The sequence below is a fragment of the Streptomyces yangpuensis genome (assembly GCF_024666385.1).
Classification (GTDB): domain Bacteria; phylum Actinomycetota; class Actinomycetes; order Streptomycetales; family Streptomycetaceae; genus Streptomyces; species Streptomyces yangpuensis.
The window spans coordinates 1,282,163-1,302,833 of the sequence record NZ_CP102514.1 but is presented as its reverse complement, the minus strand read 5'-3'; the positions used below and the strand labels follow the sequence as shown (position 1 = coordinate 1,302,833).

Annotated in this window: 18 protein-coding genes; 10 read left to right on the top strand and 8 right to left on the bottom strand. The window is 75.2% G+C overall.

Translation table 11 applies throughout. The annotated features are described in order from the left end of the window. Positions 1 to 52 precede the first annotated feature (52 nt). Both NRK68_RS05990 and NRK68_RS05985 read left to right on the top strand, forming a co-directional pair. Complete coding sequence (locus NRK68_RS05990; protein ID WP_257855268.1) at positions 53 to 469, top strand: ankyrin repeat domain-containing protein; 417 nt, start codon at positions 53 to 55, stop codon at positions 467 to 469. Positions 470 to 789: 320 nt separating this feature from the next. Further along, positions 790 to 2,187, top strand: a complete 1,398-nt coding sequence (locus NRK68_RS05985; RefSeq protein WP_183067486.1) for a HEAT repeat domain-containing protein — start codon at positions 790 to 792, stop codon at positions 2,185 to 2,187. A gap of 93 nt (positions 2,188 to 2,280) precedes the next feature. Here NRK68_RS05985 and NRK68_RS05980 read toward each other — a convergent pair whose 3' ends face one another. The 5 genes from NRK68_RS05980 to NRK68_RS05960 all read right to left on the bottom strand — a co-directional run bounded on the left by NRK68_RS05980 (position 2,281) and on the right by NRK68_RS05960 (position 5,878). Next, positions 2,281 to 2,967 (bottom strand): hypothetical protein, encoded by a 687-nt coding sequence (locus tag NRK68_RS05980; protein WP_257855267.1) that lies wholly within the window; start codon positions 2,965 to 2,967, stop codon positions 2,281 to 2,283. After that, entirely contained in the window at positions 2,964 to 3,539 is a 576-nt protein-coding gene (locus NRK68_RS05975) for an RNA polymerase sigma factor (RefSeq protein WP_257855266.1), read from the bottom strand. The genes NRK68_RS05980 and NRK68_RS05975 overlap by 4 nt, the downstream gene beginning before the upstream one ends. A gap of 73 nt (positions 3,540 to 3,612) precedes the next feature. Next, positions 3,613 to 4,479 carry a 5-oxoprolinase subunit C family protein gene (locus tag NRK68_RS05970; RefSeq protein ID WP_257855265.1) on the bottom strand — a complete coding sequence of 289 codons (867 nt, stop codon included), beginning with the start codon at positions 4,477 to 4,479 and terminating at the stop codon, positions 3,613 to 3,615. Then, positions 4,476 to 5,114 carry a 5-oxoprolinase subunit B family protein gene (locus tag NRK68_RS05965; RefSeq protein WP_257855264.1) on the bottom strand — a complete coding sequence of 213 codons (639 nt, stop codon included), beginning with the start codon at positions 5,112 to 5,114 and terminating at the stop codon, positions 4,476 to 4,478. The genes NRK68_RS05970 and NRK68_RS05965 overlap by 4 nt, the downstream gene beginning before the upstream one ends. Beyond that, entirely contained in the window at positions 5,111 to 5,878 is a 768-nt protein-coding gene (locus NRK68_RS05960; protein ID WP_257857782.1) for a LamB/YcsF family protein, read from the bottom strand. Before NRK68_RS05960 ends, NRK68_RS05965 begins: the two co-directional genes overlap by 4 nt. 116 nt (positions 5,879 to 5,994) lie before the next feature. On the opposite strand from NRK68_RS05960, the gene NRK68_RS05955 reads away from it, so the two are divergent. The 4 genes from NRK68_RS05955 to NRK68_RS05940 all read left to right on the top strand — a co-directional run bounded on the left by NRK68_RS05955 (position 5,995) and on the right by NRK68_RS05940 (position 13,551). Further along, on the top strand, positions 5,995 to 7,497 hold the full coding sequence (locus tag NRK68_RS05955) for a hypothetical protein (protein ID WP_257855263.1): 1,503 nt from the start codon (positions 5,995 to 5,997) through the stop codon (positions 7,495 to 7,497). Between the two features lie 230 nt (positions 7,498 to 7,727). Next, positions 7,728 to 7,871 (top strand): hypothetical protein, encoded by a 144-nt coding sequence (locus tag NRK68_RS05950; protein ID WP_257855262.1) that lies wholly within the window; start codon positions 7,728 to 7,730, stop codon positions 7,869 to 7,871. After that, positions 7,868 to 8,770 (top strand): hypothetical protein, encoded by a 903-nt coding sequence (locus NRK68_RS05945; protein WP_183067481.1) that lies wholly within the window; start codon positions 7,868 to 7,870, stop codon positions 8,768 to 8,770. The genes NRK68_RS05950 and NRK68_RS05945 overlap by 4 nt, the downstream gene beginning before the upstream one ends. Positions 8,771 to 8,823: 53 nt before the next feature. Then, the gene (locus tag NRK68_RS05940) at positions 8,824 to 13,551 is read left to right on the top strand and encodes a hypothetical protein (protein ID WP_257855260.1); all 4,728 of its coding nucleotides are present in this window, start codon (positions 8,824 to 8,826) and stop codon (positions 13,549 to 13,551) included. A 121-nt stretch (positions 13,552 to 13,672) separates the two neighbouring features. On the opposite strand, the gene NRK68_RS05935 is transcribed toward NRK68_RS05940, so the two are convergent. Continuing rightward, entirely contained in the window at positions 13,673 to 14,107 is a 435-nt protein-coding gene (locus NRK68_RS05935) for a hypothetical protein (protein ID WP_183067479.1), read from the bottom strand. Between the two features lie 382 nt (positions 14,108 to 14,489). Here NRK68_RS05935 and NRK68_RS05930 point away from each other — a divergent pair, with 382 nt between their 5' ends. The 4 genes from NRK68_RS05930 to NRK68_RS05915 are packed head-to-tail and all read left to right on the top strand — an operon-like array spanning position 14,490 to position 18,828. Then, on the top strand, positions 14,490 to 17,330 hold the full coding sequence (locus NRK68_RS05930; protein WP_183067478.1) for a nitrate- and nitrite sensing domain-containing protein: 2,841 nt from the start codon (positions 14,490 to 14,492) through the stop codon (positions 17,328 to 17,330). Continuing rightward, the gene (locus NRK68_RS05925) at positions 17,327 to 17,764 is read left to right on the top strand and encodes a roadblock/LC7 domain-containing protein (protein ID WP_030964627.1); all 438 of its coding nucleotides are present in this window, start codon (positions 17,327 to 17,329) and stop codon (positions 17,762 to 17,764) included. Before NRK68_RS05930 ends, NRK68_RS05925 begins: the two co-directional genes overlap by 4 nt. Before the next feature lie 55 nt (positions 17,765 to 17,819). Beyond that, a complete protein-coding gene (locus NRK68_RS05920) occupies positions 17,820 to 18,221 on the top strand; it encodes a DUF742 domain-containing protein (protein WP_030964628.1) in 402 nt (133 codons plus the stop codon). Next, positions 18,202 to 18,828, top strand: a complete 627-nt coding sequence (locus NRK68_RS05915) for a GTP-binding protein (RefSeq protein WP_030389931.1) — start codon at positions 18,202 to 18,204, stop codon at positions 18,826 to 18,828. The genes NRK68_RS05920 and NRK68_RS05915 overlap by 20 nt, the downstream gene beginning before the upstream one ends. 158 nt (positions 18,829 to 18,986) lie before the next feature. Here the strand turns inward: NRK68_RS05915 and NRK68_RS05910 are convergent, their stop codons facing one another. Beyond that, positions 18,987 to 20,177, bottom strand: a complete 1,191-nt coding sequence (locus tag NRK68_RS05910; protein ID WP_183067477.1) for a lipid-transfer protein — start codon at positions 20,175 to 20,177, stop codon at positions 18,987 to 18,989. Beyond that, positions 20,174 to 20,632 (bottom strand): Zn-ribbon domain-containing OB-fold protein, encoded by a 459-nt coding sequence (locus NRK68_RS05905; RefSeq protein WP_183067476.1) that lies wholly within the window; start codon positions 20,630 to 20,632, stop codon positions 20,174 to 20,176. Before NRK68_RS05905 ends, NRK68_RS05910 begins: the two co-directional genes overlap by 4 nt. Positions 20,633 to 20,671: the final 39 nt, after the last annotated feature.

Below are 20,671 nucleotides of genomic sequence, written 5' to 3'. Positions count from 1 at the left end.
GCACGGCCCGGGGAAGCTCCATGCCAGCAGCGAGTGAAAGGCGGTACGCACGATGAGCGAGCACACCGAAGGCGCCTCCCCGGAAGGTCCCGACGAGGACGTCATCGAACTGGCGACCAAGATCTTCGACCTCGCCCGCCAGGGCGAGAGCGCGCAGCTCGCCGCGTACCTCGACGCCGGGGTCCCGGCGAACCTCACCAACGACCGCGGCGACACCCTCGTCATGCTCGCCGCCTACCACGGCCACGCCGACACCGTCACGGCGCTGCTGGCCCGCGGCGCCGAGGCCGACCGGGCCAACGACCGCGGCCAGACCCCGCTCGCCGGTGCGGTCTTCAAGGGGGAGGGGGCGGTGATCCGCGCCCTGCTCGCCGGAGGGGCCGACCCGAACGCCGGAACGCCCTCCGCGGTGGACACGGCGCGCATGTTCGCCAAGGCCGACCTGCTGGAACTCTTCGGAGCCCAGTAGTCCGCTTTTTGCCGGGCCACGACCGGCGCAGAGCTCACAGGTTGGTCACGGCGGCCGTAAATGTGGTCGCGGCGCACAAACCGGCTGGGTCATCATGGCGTCGGATTCGATTCGCGAGCACGGGGGACGGGCAGACGGGCAGGACACACGGAGTGTCCGGCCCCGGTCCGGCCACCCCTGGTCACGAACCACCGACGAGAGTGAGAAGGCAATGGTCTACATCGAGCGGAACAAGACGGCGGACGTCCTCACATGCTGTTACGCGGCCCTGTGAATCCCGATTCCCGGTTGCGTCCCCAGCTTGATTTGAGGCCATTCCCATGTTCGAACCAGTCATAGCGCCGAGCGGTACCCTGCTCGGCCTCCTCCAGCGGGGCCGTGGCGACGGCACGCTGCACGCACTCGCGGCGCCCAGGGCGGAGGCCCTCGCGGCCCTCAACCAGTGCGTGCTCCGTGATCCGCGCCAGGACTGGCAGGTCGAGAACCGCTCGCTGTACTACGCCAGGCTCTACCTGGACCTCGACGGCCCCCTCGGCGAGATCGAGAGCCACCTCTTCGGCGCCGACGACCTCGTCGACGACACGGACCACCGCACGGGCCTCGCCCTGTCCGTCCTGGGCCACCTGGCCTCGTACGGACGCGACGACGCGCTCATGCTGCTGCGCCGCTACGCCGCGTCCGGAGCCAACTGGGCATGGGCCCTCGACGAGCTCGCGCTGCGCGACGACGACGAGGGACTGCGGTCACTGGCCGCGCCCGTGCTCGCCCGCTTCCCCGCCACCGCGGAGGGTGAGGCGCGGCTGGCCGCCGCCGTCCGCGACGCCTACGAGCCCCGGCCGTGGTCCCTGTGGGAGGAGTCCCCGCTGTACGGGGAGCGCTTGAGCGCCGCCCGTCGGCAGGGCTCCTTCGACCGCTGGCAGCGGCAGCTGACCCCGAGCGGGCCCCGGCCCGGCTGGGGCGTCCAGGCCGTGTTCGACTGGGCCGCCGACGGCCTGCGCCGCGGCACCCCGCTGCACGTGCCCGCCGCCCGCTGCCTGGCCGCCGTGGCCCAGCCCGAGGACCGCTCCGCCATCCTCGCGGCCGCCGCCGGCGCCGACGGTGAGGCCGCCCGCGCCACCGCCCTGCACCACCTGGTCCTCGCCGAGCCGGACAACCCGGCCGTGCTGGACCTGATCGAAGCCGCCGCCGACGAACCCGCCGTGGCCGCGTACGAGCGCATGTGCGGCCCCGAGGCCGTCGAACGCGCCCGGCGCTGGGTCCACCGGCCCGACGCCCTCGGCGAGGCCGCCGCGGCCGTCCTGGCCGCCCGGGGCGGGGCCGAGGACGCACCTTTGGTCCTGAGCGCCCTGAGGTCCACCGTCCGCGGCTCGGGCCCCGACACCCAGCGGCTGTTCGCCCTGGTCGACGGCGCCGGCCGGCTCGCCATCGGCTGCGCGGCGCCCGTACTGCGCCACGTCTACCGCGAGACGTCCTCGTCCCACCTGCGCGGCCGGGCCGCGCGCGCCCTCGCCAGCACCGACCCGTCCTTCGCGGCCGGCTTCGCCGTCGAATGCCTCTGGGACTGCGAGGAGACCACCCGCGAGGTGGCCGCCCGCCACGCCGAGACCGCCGACGCCCGGGTCGCCCCGCGCCTGCGCCGCCTGGCGTCGGACCCGGCGGAGGAGGAGGACGTACAGTCCGCGGTCCGCAGCCGCATCGCCCCGGAGTCGGCCGTGTAGCGCCGCCGGTCCGTACCACGACACGCCTCGGCCCGGCCCCCGACAAGAGGGGCCGGGCCGAGTGCTGTGACGGCGTGCGGCAGCGGAACGCGATCAGGGCGAAACGGGGGCCGGTGCGCCGGTGGGGACCGATACGCCGGGGGGCAGGGTGGGGGGCCCCAACCGCTGCGCCTCCTCGGCGGCTTCCCGGAAGTCGACCGAGCAGTACGGGACGTGTTCGTCCCGCAGGATTCCGAAGGCGAGTCCTTGCCTCCCCTCCCACCACGGCTGGTAGTACGTCCACGTCAAAACGAGTGTGCGTCCCGGGGGGACCGCCTTCGGGTTGACCTTGAGGGTGTGTCCGTCATCGCCGCGCGACAGACCGGCCGCGGGATCGTCCTGCGGGCCGCGGACCCAGCCCTTGATCGCCGTGCACTGGCGTTCCGGCAGCAGCTGCGGGACCGCGAAGGCCCGGACCCCCAGTTCCTTCAACCGGTCGGCCAGAGCCGGGAGCTGTGCCTGCCGGGGCGGAGCGAACCGCAGCGACCCGTCCGGCTCCCTCGTGATCTCGGGCGCGTCCGAGGCCGACCGGCTCGGCGTGCCGGCCGGGGGGGACCCGGTGCGGGTGCTGCCCGTGAGGGTCATGACGGCGACCACGGTGGCCGTGGCGACGCCCACCGCGACCGGTATGCCGTACCGCCGGGCGAAGGAGCGGGCCGGCGTCGGGGGCGGGGTCTCCGGGAGGCGGGCCAGGAGGGCCGCCTTCAGGCGGTCCTCGAAACCGCTGGGCCGGGTGCTCATCGGGCTGCCTCCAGTCGGTGTTCGGTGACGGAGCCCGAGGCTCCACGCAGGGCACGGCGCGCCCGGTGCAGGCGTACGCGGATCGTCGCCTGGGTGACGCCGAGAGCCTGCGCGGCCTCGGCCGGGGTGAGTTCGTCCACGACGACCAGGTCGAGCGCGGCGCGCAGCGGCTCGGACAGGGCGGCGTGGCGCTCGGCCACGTCCCTGAAGGCCCGCTGGGCGTCGATCCGCTCCTCCAGTGCCGCCACGTCCTCGTCGTCGAGGAGGCGGCGGCCGCTCAACCGCGCCAGGGCGCCGCTCTCGCGGGCTCGTCCGCGGGCGTGCCCCGAGAGGACGTTGCGGGCTATGCCGAACAACCAGGCGACCGGGGCTCCCCTGTGACCCCGGTAGGCGCCGGCCGATCCCATCGCCGCGAGGAAGATGTCCGCCGTCAGGTCCGCCGCCAGGTGCGGGTCGGCGACCCGGCGGGTGACGAAGCCGAGCACGGCGTCGATGTGTTCCTCGTAGAACGCCCCGAATCCCTCGGGCGTGGTGAGATCCGGCGGGCCGGTCTCGTGTCGTGGGCTGCGCACCCGGTTCCTCCCCTGCACAGGGGACCCCGTCGGCCCCCTCACTCCGTACTTGGCCGCAGCCCCCGAAGGCGTTTCACCGGGCCCGTACGAACCTGACCGGCGTGCCCGGCCGGGCCTGCGCCGCCGCGTCCAGCGCCGGGCCTGGACCGACCACCCCGACCACCGGATAGCCGCCGGTCACCGGATGGTCGGCCAGGAACACCACCGGCAGGCCGTCCGGGGGCACCTGGACCGCGCCCAGCACCATGCCCTCGCTGGGCAGCTCCCCGGCCCGCGCGCGCACCAGCGCGGACCCGCCCTCCGTGCGCAGCCCGATCCGGTTGGAGCTCGGCGACACCCGGAACGCCGAGCGCCACAGCCCGGCGAGGGACGCCCCGGTGAACCAGTCCGCCCGCGGCCCGAGCCGCAGCGGCAGCACCAGCTCCGACGGCGCCGCGGGCAGCCCGTACGCGTCCGCGCCGGGCACCGGGTCCGGCCCGGCGGGTCCCACCGGAAGCGTCGTCCCGGCCGTCAGGACCGCCGGCCCCAGGCCCGACAGCAGGTCCGTCGAGCGGCTGCCCAGCACCGGCGCGACGGCCAGGCCGCCCCGGACCGCGACGTAGCCGCGCACCCCGGACTCCGCCCGGCCCACCTCCAGCTCCGCCCCGGCCGGCAGCCCGACCGGTGCTCCCCAGGCCACCGGGCGCCCGGAGACCCGTACCGGACAGGGCGCGCCCGTGACCGCCACGACCGTCGCGGCCAGGGCCCGCAGGGTCACCCCGTCCAGCGTGGTCTCCAGCACCGCCGCGTCCGGCGGGTTGCCGAGCAGCCGGTTCGCCAGTGCGTACGCCGCCGTGTCCAGCGCCCCCGAGCGGGGGACCCCCAGGTGCGCGTACCCGGGGCGGCCCCGGTCCTGGACCGTCGTCAGCGCCCCCGCCCGCACCACCAGCAGCCCGGTCACGCCCGCTCCTCCTGCGCGAACCGCACCCGGACGCCCGGGGCGAACAGCGCCGCCGGTTCCCGCTCCGGGTCCCAGAGCACGGCGTCGGTGGAGCCGATCAGCTGCCAGCCGCCGGGGGAGGAGCGCGGGTACACCCCGGCGTACTCGCCCGCCAGTGCCAGCGAACCCGCCGGGACGGCCGTGCGCGGGGTGTCCCGGCGCGGTACGTGGAGCCGCTCCGGCAGCCCCGTCAGATAGCCGAAGCCCGGCGCGAAACCGCAGAAGGCCACCCGGAACTCGGTCGCGGCGACGATGCCCGGCACCTCCCCGGCGGCCACGCCCCACAGCCGGGCCACCTCCGCCAGGTCGGGCCCGTCGAAGCGGACCGCGACCGTGACCAGCGGGCCCTCCCGGCGGGTGAGCGGCGGCACCTCCCAGGAGGCGATCCGCGCCCCGAGCGCGGCCGGATCCGGTACCCCGTCCAGCAGGACGGTCCGGGCCGCCGGTACGAGGTCCCGTACGGGCCCCAGGTCGCCCGCGTCCCGGCGGCGCAGCAGCTCGGCGTGGAACGCGGCGACCTGCTCCGCCGAGTCCAGCTCGATCAGCAGCGCCTGCGTGCCCACCACCAGCGTCCTCGGTGTCCTCAGCGTCCTCACGTGAAGGCCTCCACCCGCACCCCGGCCGCGCCCAGCGCCTCCCGGACGCGCAGGGCGAGCCCCGCGGCGCCCGGGGTGTCCCCGTGCAGGCAGAGCGAGCGGGCGGCCACGGGGACGGCGGAGCCGTCGGCGGCCGTCACGGTGCCGCCGGCCGCCATCCCGACGGCCCTCGCCACCACCGCGTCCGGGTCGTGCAGCACCGAGCCGGGCTCGCCGCGCGGCACCAGCGTCCCGGCCGGTGTGTAGGCGCGGTCGGCGAATGCCTCGGGTACGGCGGCGAGCCCGGCCTCCTCGGCGGCGGCCAGCAGGAGCGAGCCGGGCAGGCCGAGGACAGGCAGGCCGCCGGTCGCCCCGGCGCCCGCGGCCAGCCGGACGCCCGCGACGACGGCGGCGGCCTGGCCGGCGTCGTGCACGGTCCGGTTGTAGAGCGCGCCGTGCGGTTTCACGTAGGACACCCGTGAGCCGGCCGCCCGCGCGAAGACCTCCAGCGCACCGATCTGGTAGGCCACCTCGTCGGCGAGTTCCCCGGGAGGCACGTCCATGGAGCGCCGGCCGAAGCCCGCCAGATCGCGGTAGGAGACCTGGGCGCCGATCCGCACGCCGCGCTCGGCGGCCCCTTCGCAGACCCGGCGCATGATGGACGGGTCGCCGGCGTGGAAGCCGCAGGCGACGTTGGCGCTCGTGACGACCGAGAGCAGGGCCTCGTCGTCGGTGAGCGTCCAGCGCCCGAACCCCTCGCCGAGATCGGCGTTGAGGTCGATCACCGGAGTGGATGCGATCATGGAATCCATGCGCCGAGCGTAGAGCAGCGAGCCGGGGGACGATCCGGCCGAACCATGCCGTTTGGGATGTTGTCACTGTCAGCGCCTAGTCTTTGTCCGTGACTCTCCCAGCCCCGGCGAAGACCCTTCCCTCCCCGGCGCCGGGCCCGGCCGCCGACGAGGGCCTGGCCCGGCGGCTGCGCGCCCTCGCCTGTACCGCCCCGCTGCACGACCTCGACGTACGCAAGGCCAATCTGGCGGGCGAGTACGGGGTCTACGCGATGGCGGAGGTCGCCCTTGCGGCGATCGACCTGGTCACCCTCAACATGGACTTCGACACGGGTGCCGACCACGAGCAGATAGTGGCCAGGCTGCTGCCGCGCGTCGCGGCCCAGGCCCCGGCCCGCCCGGCCGCGGAGCACGAGCGGGTGGCCCGCTGGGTGCTGGAGAACCTGATCAACGTCGGCAGCGTGGACCGCGGCTTCCGCGCGATCTACGGCACGTTCGGACCCGACGGCGTCTACGTGCGCCGCGACTACGACTTCAAGCTGATCGAAGAGGTCCCCTACGGCGGCGCCGTCTACCTGCGCACCACCGACGAGGCCGTCAACGTTCTGGTCGGCGCCCTCGACACCGACGTCACCAGCGCCCAGATCGCCGCCGAGGTCAAGCTGGAGGTGCTGATCAGCCGCGGGCGGCTGGCCGACGCCCAGCTGGCCGCCGAACAGGCCCGCTACCGGACCGTGCAGTACGCGGAGACCCTGCGCCGGACCCTGGACGCCACCCGGCGCAACGTCCGGGCGGTGGACTGGCTCCAGGCCGTCCCCGACATGATCGCCGAGGCGCTGGAACACGTCGCCGACCGCTACCGCCACGAGAACGCGATCCTGACCAACATCCGCAGGGCGCGCGACGAGGCGGAGGAGCCGGAGAACAAGCGCCGCGCCGCCGAACTCGTCGACATCGTCAAGGACTGCATCCGCCGCCACACCCAGCTGCAGTCCCGGCTGCTGGACGCGGGCCCGCTGTTCCGTGCCGAACAGGACCGCCAGGCCTTCGCCGCCCCGGCACCGCGGACCGGCATCGACCTGTACGGCCAGCTCGTCGCCCCGATCCTGCCGCTGCCCGTCGAACAGGCGCGCCGGGTCACCGACGCCTTCTTCGCCGCCGGTACCGGGCTGCGCACCCCCGTCTCGGTGCGGGTGGCCGACCTCGTCGAGATCCTGCTCACCCCGCCGGTGGAGCGCGAGCACCTCGGCGCGGAGATGCCCGAGCCCGACCTGATCGCCACCCCGGACGACAGCCGCTTCAGCGAGGAGCAGCTCGCCGCCGCCACGCAGCTCCTGGACCTGCCGCACGACGCCCCGCGCCGGCTGTCCGGCCTGCTCGCCGAGGCCCGCCGCAGCGATCCCGACCTGCCGTACCTGGTGGCCCTGCTGGCCGTCCACGCCGCGAGTCCGGCCGTCGGCACGGCGTACCGCCAGGGCGAGGAGCGGCTGCTCTTCGCCGTCGACGACGGCACGCAGCTCGACGACCCCGAGTTCGGCGGCGCCGACCTCATCGTCGGCACCGCCCTCCTCGACGCCGCCGGCATGGCCGCCGACCGCGCGGAGGCGTCGTGACCCGCCGTGACCGCCGTGCCCTTGCTCCGGCCGGACGCGCGGCGGCTGCCGCCCCGCCGCCCGCGGCGAACCCGGCTCGCCCTGCGCCACATCCGGCCCTGGCGGCGCTGCATCCGGCCCCGCCGGCGTTCGAGGCGCGGGTCCGGGCGGAGCCCGGTGCCCGGCGGAGCCGGGGTGTCCGGAGCACAGCCCCGCACCTCGGACCCCGCACGCCCGCGGAGCCGAACCGCATGGCCGCGGAGCCGAACCGCATGGCCGCGGGCCCGAACCGCATGGCCGCGGGCCCGAACCGCAGGCCCGCGGAGCCGAACCGCATCACCCGAACGACCCGTACGCCCCGTACCACCCGTACCGCCGAGGAGACCCGCCCGTGAGCGACCACCACGCCGAGCACCCCGCGTGGAGCGAGCCCGACACGCCGTCGGCTCCCGTCGCGCCCGCCACCGGAGGGTCCGTGACCCCGGCGGACGCCGCCGACGCGGCCCGGCTCGTCGCCTTCGGGCTCCAGCCCAAGCTGGCGCCCGCCCGCGACGCCGAATACGCCGAACTGCTGCGCCGCTACCGCGAGGAGCCCGCCTTCGGCCGCCTCGCCGACGCCGTCGCGACCGGCCTCGGCCTGGTCGTCCTGGAGGTGTCCCCGCGCGCCGGTATGGCCGTGGCCGCCGACGAGGACTCCGTCTTCGCCGTCCGGATGGGCGACTACGCCCGCCGCACCGCCGCCGACTCCGCCGACCGGTTCCTGCACGGCCTCGCCCACCTCGCCGTCGCCGCCCTCGCCTTCCCCCGCCCCGAAGACCTCGCCGACGACGGCTACATCGGCCGCGTCACCGTCAACGGCGTCGACGCCTTCGTCCGGCAGACCTGCCGCCGCCTGGAGGAACGCGCCGAGGAACTCGGCGAGAACACCGACCCGGCCTCCGACGCCCCCGGCCTGGAGGCCGCCTGGCGCGTCTACGCCCGCCGCAGCGCGACGGGCGCCACCAAGGACGCCCGCCGCCTCGCCGGCTCCACCACCGGCATCGTCGGCAAGGCAGCCGCCTTCCTCACCGACTCCGGCTTCCTCCAGCGCACCGGGGACGAGGCCGGCGGCACCTACCGCACCACCCCCCGCTACCAGCTCCAGGTCCGCGACATGGCGGGCAGCTCGGCCATGGCCGAGCTCCTGGAACTCGGCGTGGTCCCCGTCAGCGACGGCACCGCCACCCTGCTGCCGCCGCCCGAGGGCGACGACCTGGAGCTCGCCGCCGACGCCGGGCTGCCCTTCCACGCCTGAGTCCCGATCCCCGTAGACCCTGCCTCACCCAGACACCACGAGAGTCCGCCGCCATGTACGAGCTGTCCCGGATCCGCCTCTACTCCATCGGGCCCGCCGGCGCACGCTACGCCGACACCGTGCTCGACCTGCGCGGAGTCGGCGAGCCGGTGCCCCACCCGGCGCCGACCCAGGCGGAGTTCTTCGAGGACGAGCCGACCGGGCCGCCGCGCCGCCCCGCGCCCGCCGGCGTGCTCTTCCTGGAGAACGGCGGCGGCAAGTCCGTCCTGCTCAAGCTGATCTTCTCGGTGATGCTCCCCGGCCACCGCAACACCCTCGGCGGCGCCAGCTCCGGCGTCCTGCGCAAGTTCCTGCTCGCCGACGACTGCGGACACGTGGCCCTGGAGTGGCAGCACACCCAGACCGGCGAGTGCGTGGTCGTCGGCAAGGTCAGCGAATGGCGCGGCCGCCAGGTCTCCAACGACCCCCGCAAGTTCGCCGAGGCCTGGTACTCCTTCCGCCCCGGCCCCGGCCTGAGCCTCGACAGCCTGCCCGTCGCCGAGTCCACGGCCGTGCGTCCGCCCGTCGAGGGCGCCTCCGGCGCCCAGGGCCGCCGCCGCACCATGAAGGGCTTCCGCGACGCGCTCACCGAGGCAGGCAAGGCCTACCCGCACCTGGAGGTGTACTTCGAGGAGATCCACGACCGCTGGAACGAGCACCTCACCGAGCTCGGTCTCGACCCCGAACTCTTCCGCTACCAGCGCGAGATGAACGCCGACGAGGGCGAGGCGGCCGGTCTCTTCGCGGTCAAGAAGGACTCCGACTTCACCGACCTGCTGCTGCGCGCCGTCACCGACACCCGCGACACGGACGGCCTCGCCGACCTCGTCCACGGCTTCGGCAACAAGCTCGGCCGCCGCGCCGAGCTGATGGCCGAACGCGACTTCACCGCCGGCTCGGTGGACCTCCTCACCAAGATCGTCGAAGCCGCCGCGACCCGCTCCCGGCTGCGCGACGTCCACGCGGGCGCCGAACGCCGCACGCGCACCCTCGCCCGCCGGCTGTCCGCCCGCGCCGCCGAGGAACGCGGCCGGGCCGCCGACCTCGCCCAGCGCGTCACCGCCGCCGCCCACGACGTCACCGCCGCCGAGTCCGCCCGTACCCGCAGCGCGGCCGTTTCCGCCGAACTCGCCTACCGGCACGCCTCCCTGGCCCTGACCGTCGCCGACAAGGCCGCCGCCGCCCAGCGCCGCGAACTCCTCGAGGCCCGCACCCTGCACTCCGCCTGGCAGGCCGCCGAGACCGTGCTGCGCCACCGCGCCGCCGCCGACCGCTCCGCCCGCGTCGCCGCCGCGATCCGGGAGGCCGAGCGGGACGCCGCCCCGGCGCTCGCCGCCCGCGCCACGGCCGCCGGTGAGCTCGTACGGGCCCTGCACACGGCCGCCGAGGACGGCGAGCGGCTCGCCAACGAGGAGGAGGAGCGCTCCGCCGCCCTCCAGGCCACCGGTGAGGACTCCCACCGCGACGCCACCGCCGCTGCCACGGCCGCGCAGCGGGCCCGCAGCGAGGCCGAACACCTGCGGACCCGGCTCAGCGAGGTCCAGCAGGAGACCGCCGAGGCCGTCCGGGCCGGCTGGCTCGACGACTCCGCGCCCGACGCCGACCCGGCCCGGGCCGCCCTCGCCGCCGCCGACGCCGAGAAGGCCGCCGTGGCCGCCTGGGACGAGTCCCGCGAGGCCGCCCGCGCCGCCGCCGAGGCCGCCCGTGAGGCCGCCGCCGCGGAATCCCGGGCCGAGCTGACCGCCGCCCGCGCCGCGGACGCCGCCGAAGCAGCCGAGGCCGCCCACGACGCCGAGCACCGCGCCGCCGCCTCCCTCGCCGCGTCCCCCCGCCTCGCCGAGCTCCTCGGGCTGCCCTCGGCGGCGGACACCGCCGAGGTGTCGGTCCCCTCGCCCCGTACGGGCGACGGCAGCACCGGCCCGGCCGCCGCGGCCCTGGGCACCCCCGGCGGCCCGCACGGCGAGGCACAGGGCACCGGACGTGCCGCGCCGGCCACCGCCGTCGGCCTGCTCACCGCCGAGGACCTCGACCGGAACGCCGAGGACCTGCGCGAACTGCTGTCCGAAGGCGTCGCCTCGGCCGAACGCCAGCTGTTCGAGCTGCGCACCGCCGCCGCCGACGACGCCCGCATCCTCGGCGCGCTCGGAGACGGCGGCCTGCTGCCGCCCGGCCCGGACGTCCTCGCCACCGTCGAGTACCTCGGCGAGCACGGCATCCCCGCACTCCCCGGCTGGCGCTACCTCGCCCAGGCCGTGGACCCCGCCGACCACGCCGCCGTCCTCGCGGCCCGCCCCGAACTCGTCGACGGTGTCGTCATCACCGACCCCGACACCCACGGCCGGGCCCGCGAGGTGCTCTCCGGCGCGGCCCTGCTGCCCCGCTCCACCGTCGCCGTGGGCACGGCCGCCGCCCTGCTCGCCCCCGTACCCCCGGCCGGTCCGGACGACGCCGTCACCGGCATCTTCATCGTCACGCCGAACCCGGCCATGCACGACGAGCACGCCGCCGACGAGGAGCGGCAGGCGCTGCGCACCCGCGCCGGCGCCCGCGACACCGAGATCCGCGACCTCGCCGCCCGCCTCGCGGGCGACCGTGAGCTCTCCGCCCGGCTCGCCTCCTGGCGCACCGGCTGCCCGCCCGGCCGCCTCACCGAGCTCGCCGAACAGGCCGCGGCCGCCCGGATGTTCGCCGAGGAGACCGACGCCGAGCTCGCGGAGGCCCGTACCGTACGCGCCGAGGCCGACGAGGCCGCCGCCGACGCCGCCCGTGTCCGCGAGGAGCGCCAGGACACCGCCCAGCGCGCCCGCCGCGCCGCCGACGCCCTCGCGGGCCTCGCCTTCCGCCTGCGCGAGCGCGCCGGCTGGCAGGCCCGCGTACGCGAACTCGCCGACGAGGCCGCCGAGTCCGAGGCTCGCGCCGAGGTCTGCCTGGACCGGGCCCGCGCCGCCGACGAGGACCGCCGGGCCGCCCAGCGCGCCGCCGACGACGCCCGGCGCACCGCCCGCGCCCTGCGCGCCGAACGCGCCGAGATCGCCGGCGCCCCCGACCAGCTGCCCGACGCCGCCGACGGTCCGCGTGTGCCGCTGCCCGACCTCCGCGAGGCCTACCGCGCCGCGTCCCAGCTCTACGAGAAGGTCGGCGTCGGCGCCGACCTGCGGGCCGAACAGGCCCGCGCCGAGAGCGACGAGAGCGCCGCCCTCGCCGAACTCGACCGCCTCACCAACAAGGTCCGCACCCGCGCCGCCCAGCTCCTGGAGGGCACCGACGGCGCCGACGGCCCGTCCCGCCAGGCCGCGGCCGCCCGCGCCGAGTCCCTCGTACAGATGCTGGAGACCCGGGCGTCGGCCGCCAGCGAGCAGCTCGGCCGGCTGCGCGGCGAGGCCGAACGGCACGCCCCCGCCGAGGGCGAGGCACACACCGACCTGCCCGAGGAGCTGGTCCCCGGGGACGTCGACCAGGCGCAGGCCCTGCTGCGTACAGCCACCGCACAGCTCGCCGCCCACACCGCGGCCGTCGAGGGCGCCCGCGCCGCCCACACCGACCTGCTGCGCGCCCACCGCACCGCCGAGGACGCCGCAGGGGGCTTCGACGAGACCGCGGCGCTCCTGCGGGACCTGCTGCGCGACCACACCCACCAGGACGACGAGCAGGAGTCGGTGGCCCACCCCGGCACCCTGGAGGAGGCCCGCCAGTCGGCCACCGAGGCCCGCCGCTCCCTGCGCGGCTGCGCCGCCGACCTGTCGGCCGCCGAGTCCGCGGTGCGCGAGGCGAGCGACATCCTGGTCCGGCACGCCAACGCCACCCGCTACGAGCAGGTACGCACCCCCGCGCGCCAGCAGATCCGGGAACTGCCCGCCTCCGCGCTGCCCGAGCACGCGGCGGCCTGGGCGGCTGCCTTCGCCCCCCGGCTGCGCGTCCTCACCGACGAGCTGGCCCAGCTGGAACGCAACCGCGACAGCATCGTCGACCGGCTGCGAGGCCTGGTCGAATCCGCCCTGGCCACCCTCCGCTCCGCGCAGCGCCTCTCCCAGCTCCCCGAAGGCCTCGGCGAATGGTCCGGGCAGGAGTTCCTGCGGATCCGCTTCGAGGAGCCCGACCAGGCCACCCTCACGGAGCGGCTCGGCGAGGTCATCGACGAGGCGACCCGTACGGCCGTGAAGAAGAACAGCAGCGCCTCCTTCGGCGAGGGCCGCCGCGACGGCATGTCCCTGCTGCTGAGGGGCGTCCAGGCGGCCCTCGAACCCAAGGGGATCTCCGTGGAGATCCTCAAGCCGGACGCGGTGCTGCGCGCCGAGCGGGTGCCGGTGGGGCAGATGGGCGACGTGTTCTCCGGCGGGCAGCTGCTGACCGCAGCGATCGCGCTGTACTGCACGATGGCGGCGCTGCGCAGCAACGACCGGGGCCGCGACAAGCACCGGCACGCGGGCACGCTGTTCCTCGACAACCCGATCGGCCGTGCCAACGCCACCTACCTGCTGGAGCTCCAGCGGGCCGTGTCGGACGCACTCGGCGTCCAGCTGCTCTACACGACCGGACTGTTCGACACGACCGCCCTCGCCGAGTTCCCGCTGGTGATCCGCCTGCGCAACGACGCGGACCTGCGGGCGGGCCTGAAGTACATCAGCGTCGAGGAGCACCTGCGCCCGGGCCTGCCGCAGCAGTCCCCGGAAGGGGAGACCATCCACGGCGAGATCACGGCCACCAGGATGTTCCGCCGCGGCGCCGCCGCCCCGACCGCCTGACGCCCACGCACGCCCGGCCCGCGCCCCGGCACAGGCTTCGGCCCGGGCCGGGGCACGGGCGCGTCCCTGCGTCGGTCCGGCGCGGGGACCGACAGGTCCCGTCCGGCCTCCGGGCCTCCGCTCAGTTCCGGCCGAACCCCGCGAGGGGCCCGTCCTCGCGGACTATTCGGGCCGTGCCCGCGAGCTTGCGCGCCGCCCGCGCGGCCCGGGCCGCCCTGCGGGCCTCACGGCGGCGCAGCCGCGCCGTGCTGCTCGGCTCCGACACGACCCCGTACCGCTGGTGCCACGTCTGCCGGGTGATCCACACGTCCAGCACGGCCCAGGTGGCCATGACGGTCGCGGCGACCGCGCCGAGCACCATCGGGAAGGCCAGCCAGGAACCGGTCAGGCTCAGGAAGAACGTGATCGTCGCCTGGGTCAGGGTCACGGCCACCACCAGCACCGCCCGGACCGCCGAGACCCGCACCGGGTCCGGCATCCGGCGCCGGCGGGCCGGCTCCTCGACCCACAGGCCGCGCCTCGCCGCACGGGCGCCACCGCCCTCGTCACTGCTCATGGTCCGCTCACTCCCCACCCGCGGTCCGCCATGCCTACCCCCACACGTCTACCCCGACGTGCTCCTCGTAACTGACAGACGTCCGACGGGGCCCGGAGATTCCCGGACCGATGTCCCCCCGGCCCCGTAGATCGCGGAACGAATAATTCCAGCCATCCATCAGGGTGCGGGAACTGACGCCCCACCAAGTGTCATCTGCCACATATCGGGCCTGACTTGACCGGAAGTATCGGACAACTGGTGATCTTCGTCCAGGGGTCAGGCCGAAAACGTCCGGACACGCCTTCGAACCTGCTCCCCAGCAGTAGTAGGCTCACGCCGTTTAAATGACGGAACACCGACCCCCGGCAACGGGGTTGACCTGGGGGAGGCTGGGGAGGCCATGCGCTTTCGCGGGAAGTCCATCCGCCGGAAGATCGTGGCGTTGCTCCTTGTGCCGCTCGTCTCCCTGACGGCCCTGTGGGGCTTCGCCACGGTCATCACGGGCCGTCAGGCGATCCAACTCTTCGACGTGGCCTACGTCATCGACAAGGTCGGCTACCCGATCGAGGACGTCGCCCGCGTCATCCAGAAGGAGCGGCGCCAGACCCTCGTCGTCCTCGGCGACCCCCGCGCGGCCACCGCCACCGCCGAACTCGCCAAGCGCCGCACCGAGACCGACCAGGCCGTCGAGAAGATCGGCGTGAGCGCCCGCGACCCCAAGGTCGTCGACGAGCTCAGCCCGCAGAGCGCCCAGCGCCTGCGCTCGATCGTCTCCGCCTTCCACGGCATCGGCTCCATGCGCCGCTCCGTCGACCAGAACGCCCTCGACCCCGGCCAGGCCCTGGAGCTCTACAACCGGCTGGTCGACCCCTGCTACGACTTCCTGATGAACCTCCACGGCCTGGACAACGTCGAGGTCGACAAGGAGGGCCGCGCCCTCGTCGGCATCAGCCGCGCCCGCGAGCTGCTCTCCCGCGAGGACGCGGTCATCGCCTCCGCCCTGGCCGCGCGCAACATCACCGCCGGCGACGTCCGCCGCGTCTCCGACTTCGCCGCCAACCGATCGCTGCTCTACGAGTTCAACCTCGTGACCCTGCCCGCCGACGACCGGGAGCGTTTCGAGCGGTACTGGAAGGACCCCCAGACCCACCCGCTGCGCGAGGCCGAGGAACGCTTCATCTCCGGCGGCGCGGTCAACAAGCCGCGCAACCTCACCGCCGCACAGTGGGACGAGGCGTCCTCCAAGGTCCTCGACGACCTGGCGAGCATGAACACCGACGCCGGCGACCGCTACCAGCGGCGCATCGAGCCCGTGGCCGCGGACGTCATGATCCAGGCCGCAGGCGCCGGCATCCTCGGCCTCTTCGCCCTGATCGTGTCCCTCGTCCTCTCCGTGCGCATCGGCCGCGACCTGGTCCGCGACCTCTCCCGGCTGCGCAAGGAGGCCCACGAGGCCTCCGGCGTCCGCCTGCCCAGCGTCATGCGCCGCCTCGCCGCCGGCGAGCACGTGGACGTCGAGACCGAGGCGCCCCACCTCGAATACGAGAAGGACGAGGTCGGCCAGGTCGGCCAGGCCCTCAACACCCTCCAGCGCGCCGCCGTCGAGGCGGCCGTCAAGCAGGCCGACCTGCGGCGCGGCGTCTCCGAGGTGTTCGTCAACCTCGCCCGCCGCAACCAGGTCCTGCTGCACCGCCAGCTGACCCTCCTCGACACGATGGAGCGCCGCACCGAGGACACCGAGGAGCTCGCCGACCTCTTCCGCCTCGACCACATGACCACCCGCATGCGCCGCCACGCCGAAGGCCTGGTGATCCTCTCCGGAGCCGCCCCCTCCCGCCAGTGGCGCAAGCCCGTCCAGCTCATGGACGTCGTACGGGCCGCCGTCGCCGAGGTCGAGGACTACGAGCGCATAGAGGTGCGCCGCCTCACCCGCCTGGGCATCGTCGGTCCCGCCGTCGCCGACGTCACCCACCTCATCGCCGAACTCCTCGAGAACGCCACCGTCTTCTCGCCGCCGCACACCGCGGTCCAGGTGCACGGCGAGCGCGTCGCCAACGGCTTCACCCTGGAGATCCACGACCGCGGCCTCGGCATGACCCCGGAGGCGCTGCTCGACGCCAACCTCCGCCTCGCCGAGACCCCCGAGTTCGAGCTCTCCGACACCGACCGCCTCGGCCTGTTCGTCGTCAGCCGCCTCGCCCAGCGCCACAGCGTCAAGGTCGTCCTCCAGCCCAGCCCGTACGGGGGCACCACCGCGGTGGTCTTCCTCCCGTCGGCCCTGCTGACCGACGCCCCGGAGACCAGCGGTACCGGCGTACGGCTGGACGGGCCCCGGCCCGGCAAGACCGGCAGGGCCGCGAAGGCCGGCCAGATCGGCCGTACGCACTCCGAGCGGCCGGTGACCTCCACCGCGGAGCGCCCCGCCGTCGGCCGCCCGCTGGCCACCGCCGAACTGCGCGGCCCGGTCGAGCTGGAGGCCCCGCTCGCCGGCCGCGGCCTGGACGGCCTGGACACGCTCGACGACCCGGCCGCCCTGGGCGACGACCCGGCCGTCGGCGCGGGCCGCCCCGGCTCCGGCCGCCCGGCCATGGCGACCCTCGACGACGAGACCCCGCCGAACGGCACCCCGCGCAGCGCCCTGCTGGGCCTGCGCCCGGCGGACCGCCCGCACACCGACCGGCACGCCGAGCGCAACGGAACCGCCCGGGGCGGTGCCCGCAGCGGCACCCGCCCGGGCGAGCGCGAGCGGGAACGCGAGCCGCTCGCCCCCACCGGACCGGTCCGGCTGGACACCCAGCGCTTGGAGGCGCCCCGTCCCGACGGCCCCCGCTCCGCGGGAGCCGTGCCGCTGCCGCGCCGGCGTCCCACGCCGACCCTGGTCGCCGAACACGGCCGCCGGGTGGACCCCCGCCCGGTCTCCGCGGTCCCGCAGAACGCCCCCGCGGCCGGATCCGACGACACGGAACCCGCCGCAGGCCCGGACACCGGCGGGCTGCCCCGCCGGATCCGTCAGGCCAGCCTGGCCCCGCAGCTCAAGAAGTCCGCGTCGTCCGCGCCCGCCGAAGCCGCCCCCGACCAGGTGGCAGACCGCGACGCGGAGGACGTACGCACGCGCATGTCCGCACTCCAGCGTGGCTGGACGGCGGGCCGCAACCGGCACGCACAGCAGCAGTCCGAGACCGAGGCGGGCACATCCTCCGCCGGCGGTCCCGCGAACGAGAACGAAGGGGACGGTCGATGACCGCACCGCAGACCGGCAACGACAGCAGGGGCCGCGGCTCCGGCCCGCTCAACTGGCTCCTCGACGAGCTCGTCGACCGGGTCGGGTCCATCCGCAAGGCGGTGGTCCTCTCCGGCGACGGCCTGCCCACGGGCAGCTCCAAGGACCTGACCCGCGAGGACAGCGAGCACCTGGCGGCGGTCGCCTCCGGGTTCCACAGCCTGGCCAAGGGCGTCGGCCGGCACTTCGACTCCGGCCGGGTCCGCCAGACCGTCGTCGAGCTCGACGAGGCCTTCCTCTTCGTCATGGCCGCCGGCGACGGCAGCTGCCTGGCCGTACTGGCCGACGCCGACTCCGACGTCGGGCAGGTCGCGTACGAGATGACGCTGATGGTCAAGCGGGTGGGCGACCACCTGGCGACCGCCCCGCGCACCGGGCTGCCAGCCGGAGGGTGAGTCGGAAGGCATGAGCGACCCAGGCCAGGACCATCTCGCCGACGCTCCCGTCGGCATGCCCTTCGACCCGTCCGCCTTAGACCACGCGCACTGGTTCGACGACGACGCGGGTCCCGTCGTACGCCCCTACGCCATGACCCGCGGCCGCACCAGCCACGCGGGCCAGCACCGCCTCGACCTGATCGCCCTCGTCGTCGCCGAACCGGCGGCGGACGATCCGGTCTGGGACATGACCCTCTCCCCGGAACACGCCCACATCCTCGGGCTGTGCCGGGAACGGCCCCAGTCGGTCGCCGAACTCGCGGCCGACCTCGACCTCGCGGTCGGGGTCGTGCGCGTCCTGATCGGCGACCTGGTCGATGAGGAACTGGTCCACGTGACCAGGCCGGTACCCCCGGCAGAACTGCCTGATGAATCCATTCTGCGTGAGGTGATCGATGGCCTTCGGGCGCTTTAGCCGCACCGGTGCCATGCACGCGGTGTCGCCGGTCGAGCCGCTGACCTTGAAGATCCTGGTCGCGGGCGGCTTCGGGGTGGGCAAGACCACCCTGGTCAGCGCGGTCAGCGAGATCAGACCGCTCCGGACCGAGGAACGGCTCTCCGAGCCCGGCGTCGGCGTCGACGACACCGGGGGAGTGGAGGGCAAGAGCACCACGACCGTGGCCATGGACTTCGGGCGCATCACGCTCCGCGAGGACCTGGTGCTGTACCTGTTCGGCACGCCCGGACAGGACCGCTTCTGGTTCCTGTGGGACGAGCTGGCCCAGGGCTCCCTGGGCGCGGTGGTCCTCGCGGACACCCGCCGCCTGGCCGACTGTTTCGCCGCCATCGACTACTTCGAGCGGCGCGGGATCCCGTTCGTCGTCGCGGTCAACTGCTTCGACGGGGCCGACCGCCACCCCGTGGTGACCGTACGGACGGCACTCGACCTCGACCCCGGGGTGCCGGTGCTGCTGTGCGACGCACGGGACAGGGAGTCCGTGAAGGACGTGCTGGTGGGGGTCGTGGAGCACGCGATGTCCCTGGCGCGCGAGCGGCGCCGGAGCCTGTCCGCGGGAGCCTGATCCGCCGACGGACGCACGGGCGCGACCCGTACCCCCGCCGACTGGGGTACGGGCCGCAGCTCTCACGGGGGGTTCACGGTCCCGTCGCGGCGCGGGACTGTGGAGCGAGTGTGAACCTGCCGCCCGGGGTCGTCAAGCGTTGCGACGGCACGAGCTGCTCAGCGCACGGCGACGACGGCCGAACCGTGCCCGAACAGACCCTGGTTGGCGGTGATCCCCACCCGCGCCCCGGGCACCTGCCGCTCCCCGGCCGTACCGCGCAACTGCCACGTCAGCTCGCACACCTGCGCGATGGCCTGGGCCGGCACGGCCTCCCCGAACGAGGCCAGCCCACCACTGGTGTTGACGGGGATCCGCCCGCCCAGGGCCGTCGCGCCCTCCCGCAGCAGCTTCGCCCCCTCACCCTCCGCGCACAGCCCGATGTCCTCGTACCACTGCAGCTCCAGGGCGGTGGACAGGTCGTACACCTCGGCGAGCGAGAGGTCCTGCGGGCCCAGCCCGGCCTCCTCGTAGGCGGCGCGCGCGATCGAGGACCGGAAGGATCCGGCCACCGGCTCCACGGCCGTCGTCGAGTCGGTGGCGATGTCCGGCAGGTCCAGCACCGTCCGTGGATAGGTGGGCGTCACCGTCGACACGGCCCGGACCCGCACCGGATCGGCCACCCCGCGCGAGCGCGCGAAGTCCATGCTGGTCAGCACCAGCGCCGCGCCCCCGTCGGAGGTCGCGCAGATGTCGAGCAGCCGGAGCGGATCGGCGACCACCGCGGAGGCGGCGACCTCCTCGGCGGTGACGGCCGTACGGTAGCGGGCGTGCGGGTTGAGCCGCCCCGCCGCCGCGTTCTTCACCTTCACCCGGGCGAAGTCCTCCAGGGTGTCCCCGTGGACCGCCATCCGCCGACGGGCGTACAGCGCGAAGTACGCCGGGTTGGTCGCACCCAGCACCCGGAACCGCAGCCAGTCCGGATCGTCCGGCCGGTCCCCGCCGGCCGGTGCGAAGAACCCCTTGGGCGCCGCGTCCGCGCCGACCACGAGCACCACGTCGGCCAGCCCCGCCAGGATCTGCGCGCGGGCCGTCCCGATGGCCTGCGCCCCGGACGCGCAGGCCGCGTACACGCTGGTCACGCGGGCGCCCTGCCAGCCGAGGGCCCGGGCGAAGGTGGCTCCGGCCACGTAGCCGGGGTAGCCGGAACGCACGGTGTCGGCGCCGACGACCGACCCCACGTCCGTCCAGTCCAGTCCGGCGTCCGCGAGCGCCGCCCGCGCCGCGGTCCGCCCGTACTCCACGAAGCTGCGGCCCCATTTGCCCCACGGGTGCATGCCGGCCCCCAGGACGGCGACGTCGGCGCTCACGAGCTCCCTCCCACCGGCCTGAACCGCCAGGTCACCCAGGTCGTTTCGGCGTCCTCGTCCAGCACGCCGCCCACCACCTCGACCTCCGTGCCCACCGCCAGGTCGGCGACCCCGATCCCGGGCGCGGCCTGCCCCAGCACGACCATCCCCTCGGCCTCCAGCTCCACCGCGACCAGGGTGTACGGCTCCCACGGCTCGGCCGGGTCGGACACGTAGGGCGCGGGCGGCCGGTAGCGCCCGTCGGTGCAGGACCAGACGCGGCCCCGGGCCGAGAGCGGCACCTCGGCGAGCTCCCCGCCGCCGGGACACCGCGGGTTGCGGCAGTAGGTGTCCTCGCGGGGGAAGAACACCGCGGTGCAGGCCGAGCACCGGGTGCCGAGCAGCCGGAAGCCGCCCCCGCCCGGCGCGTTCTCGGTGAACCACCCGCTCACGACGGGTGTGCGCGTGCGTGCCAAGACCCCTCCCATGCCGTGCCGACGAACTGACGTACCGTC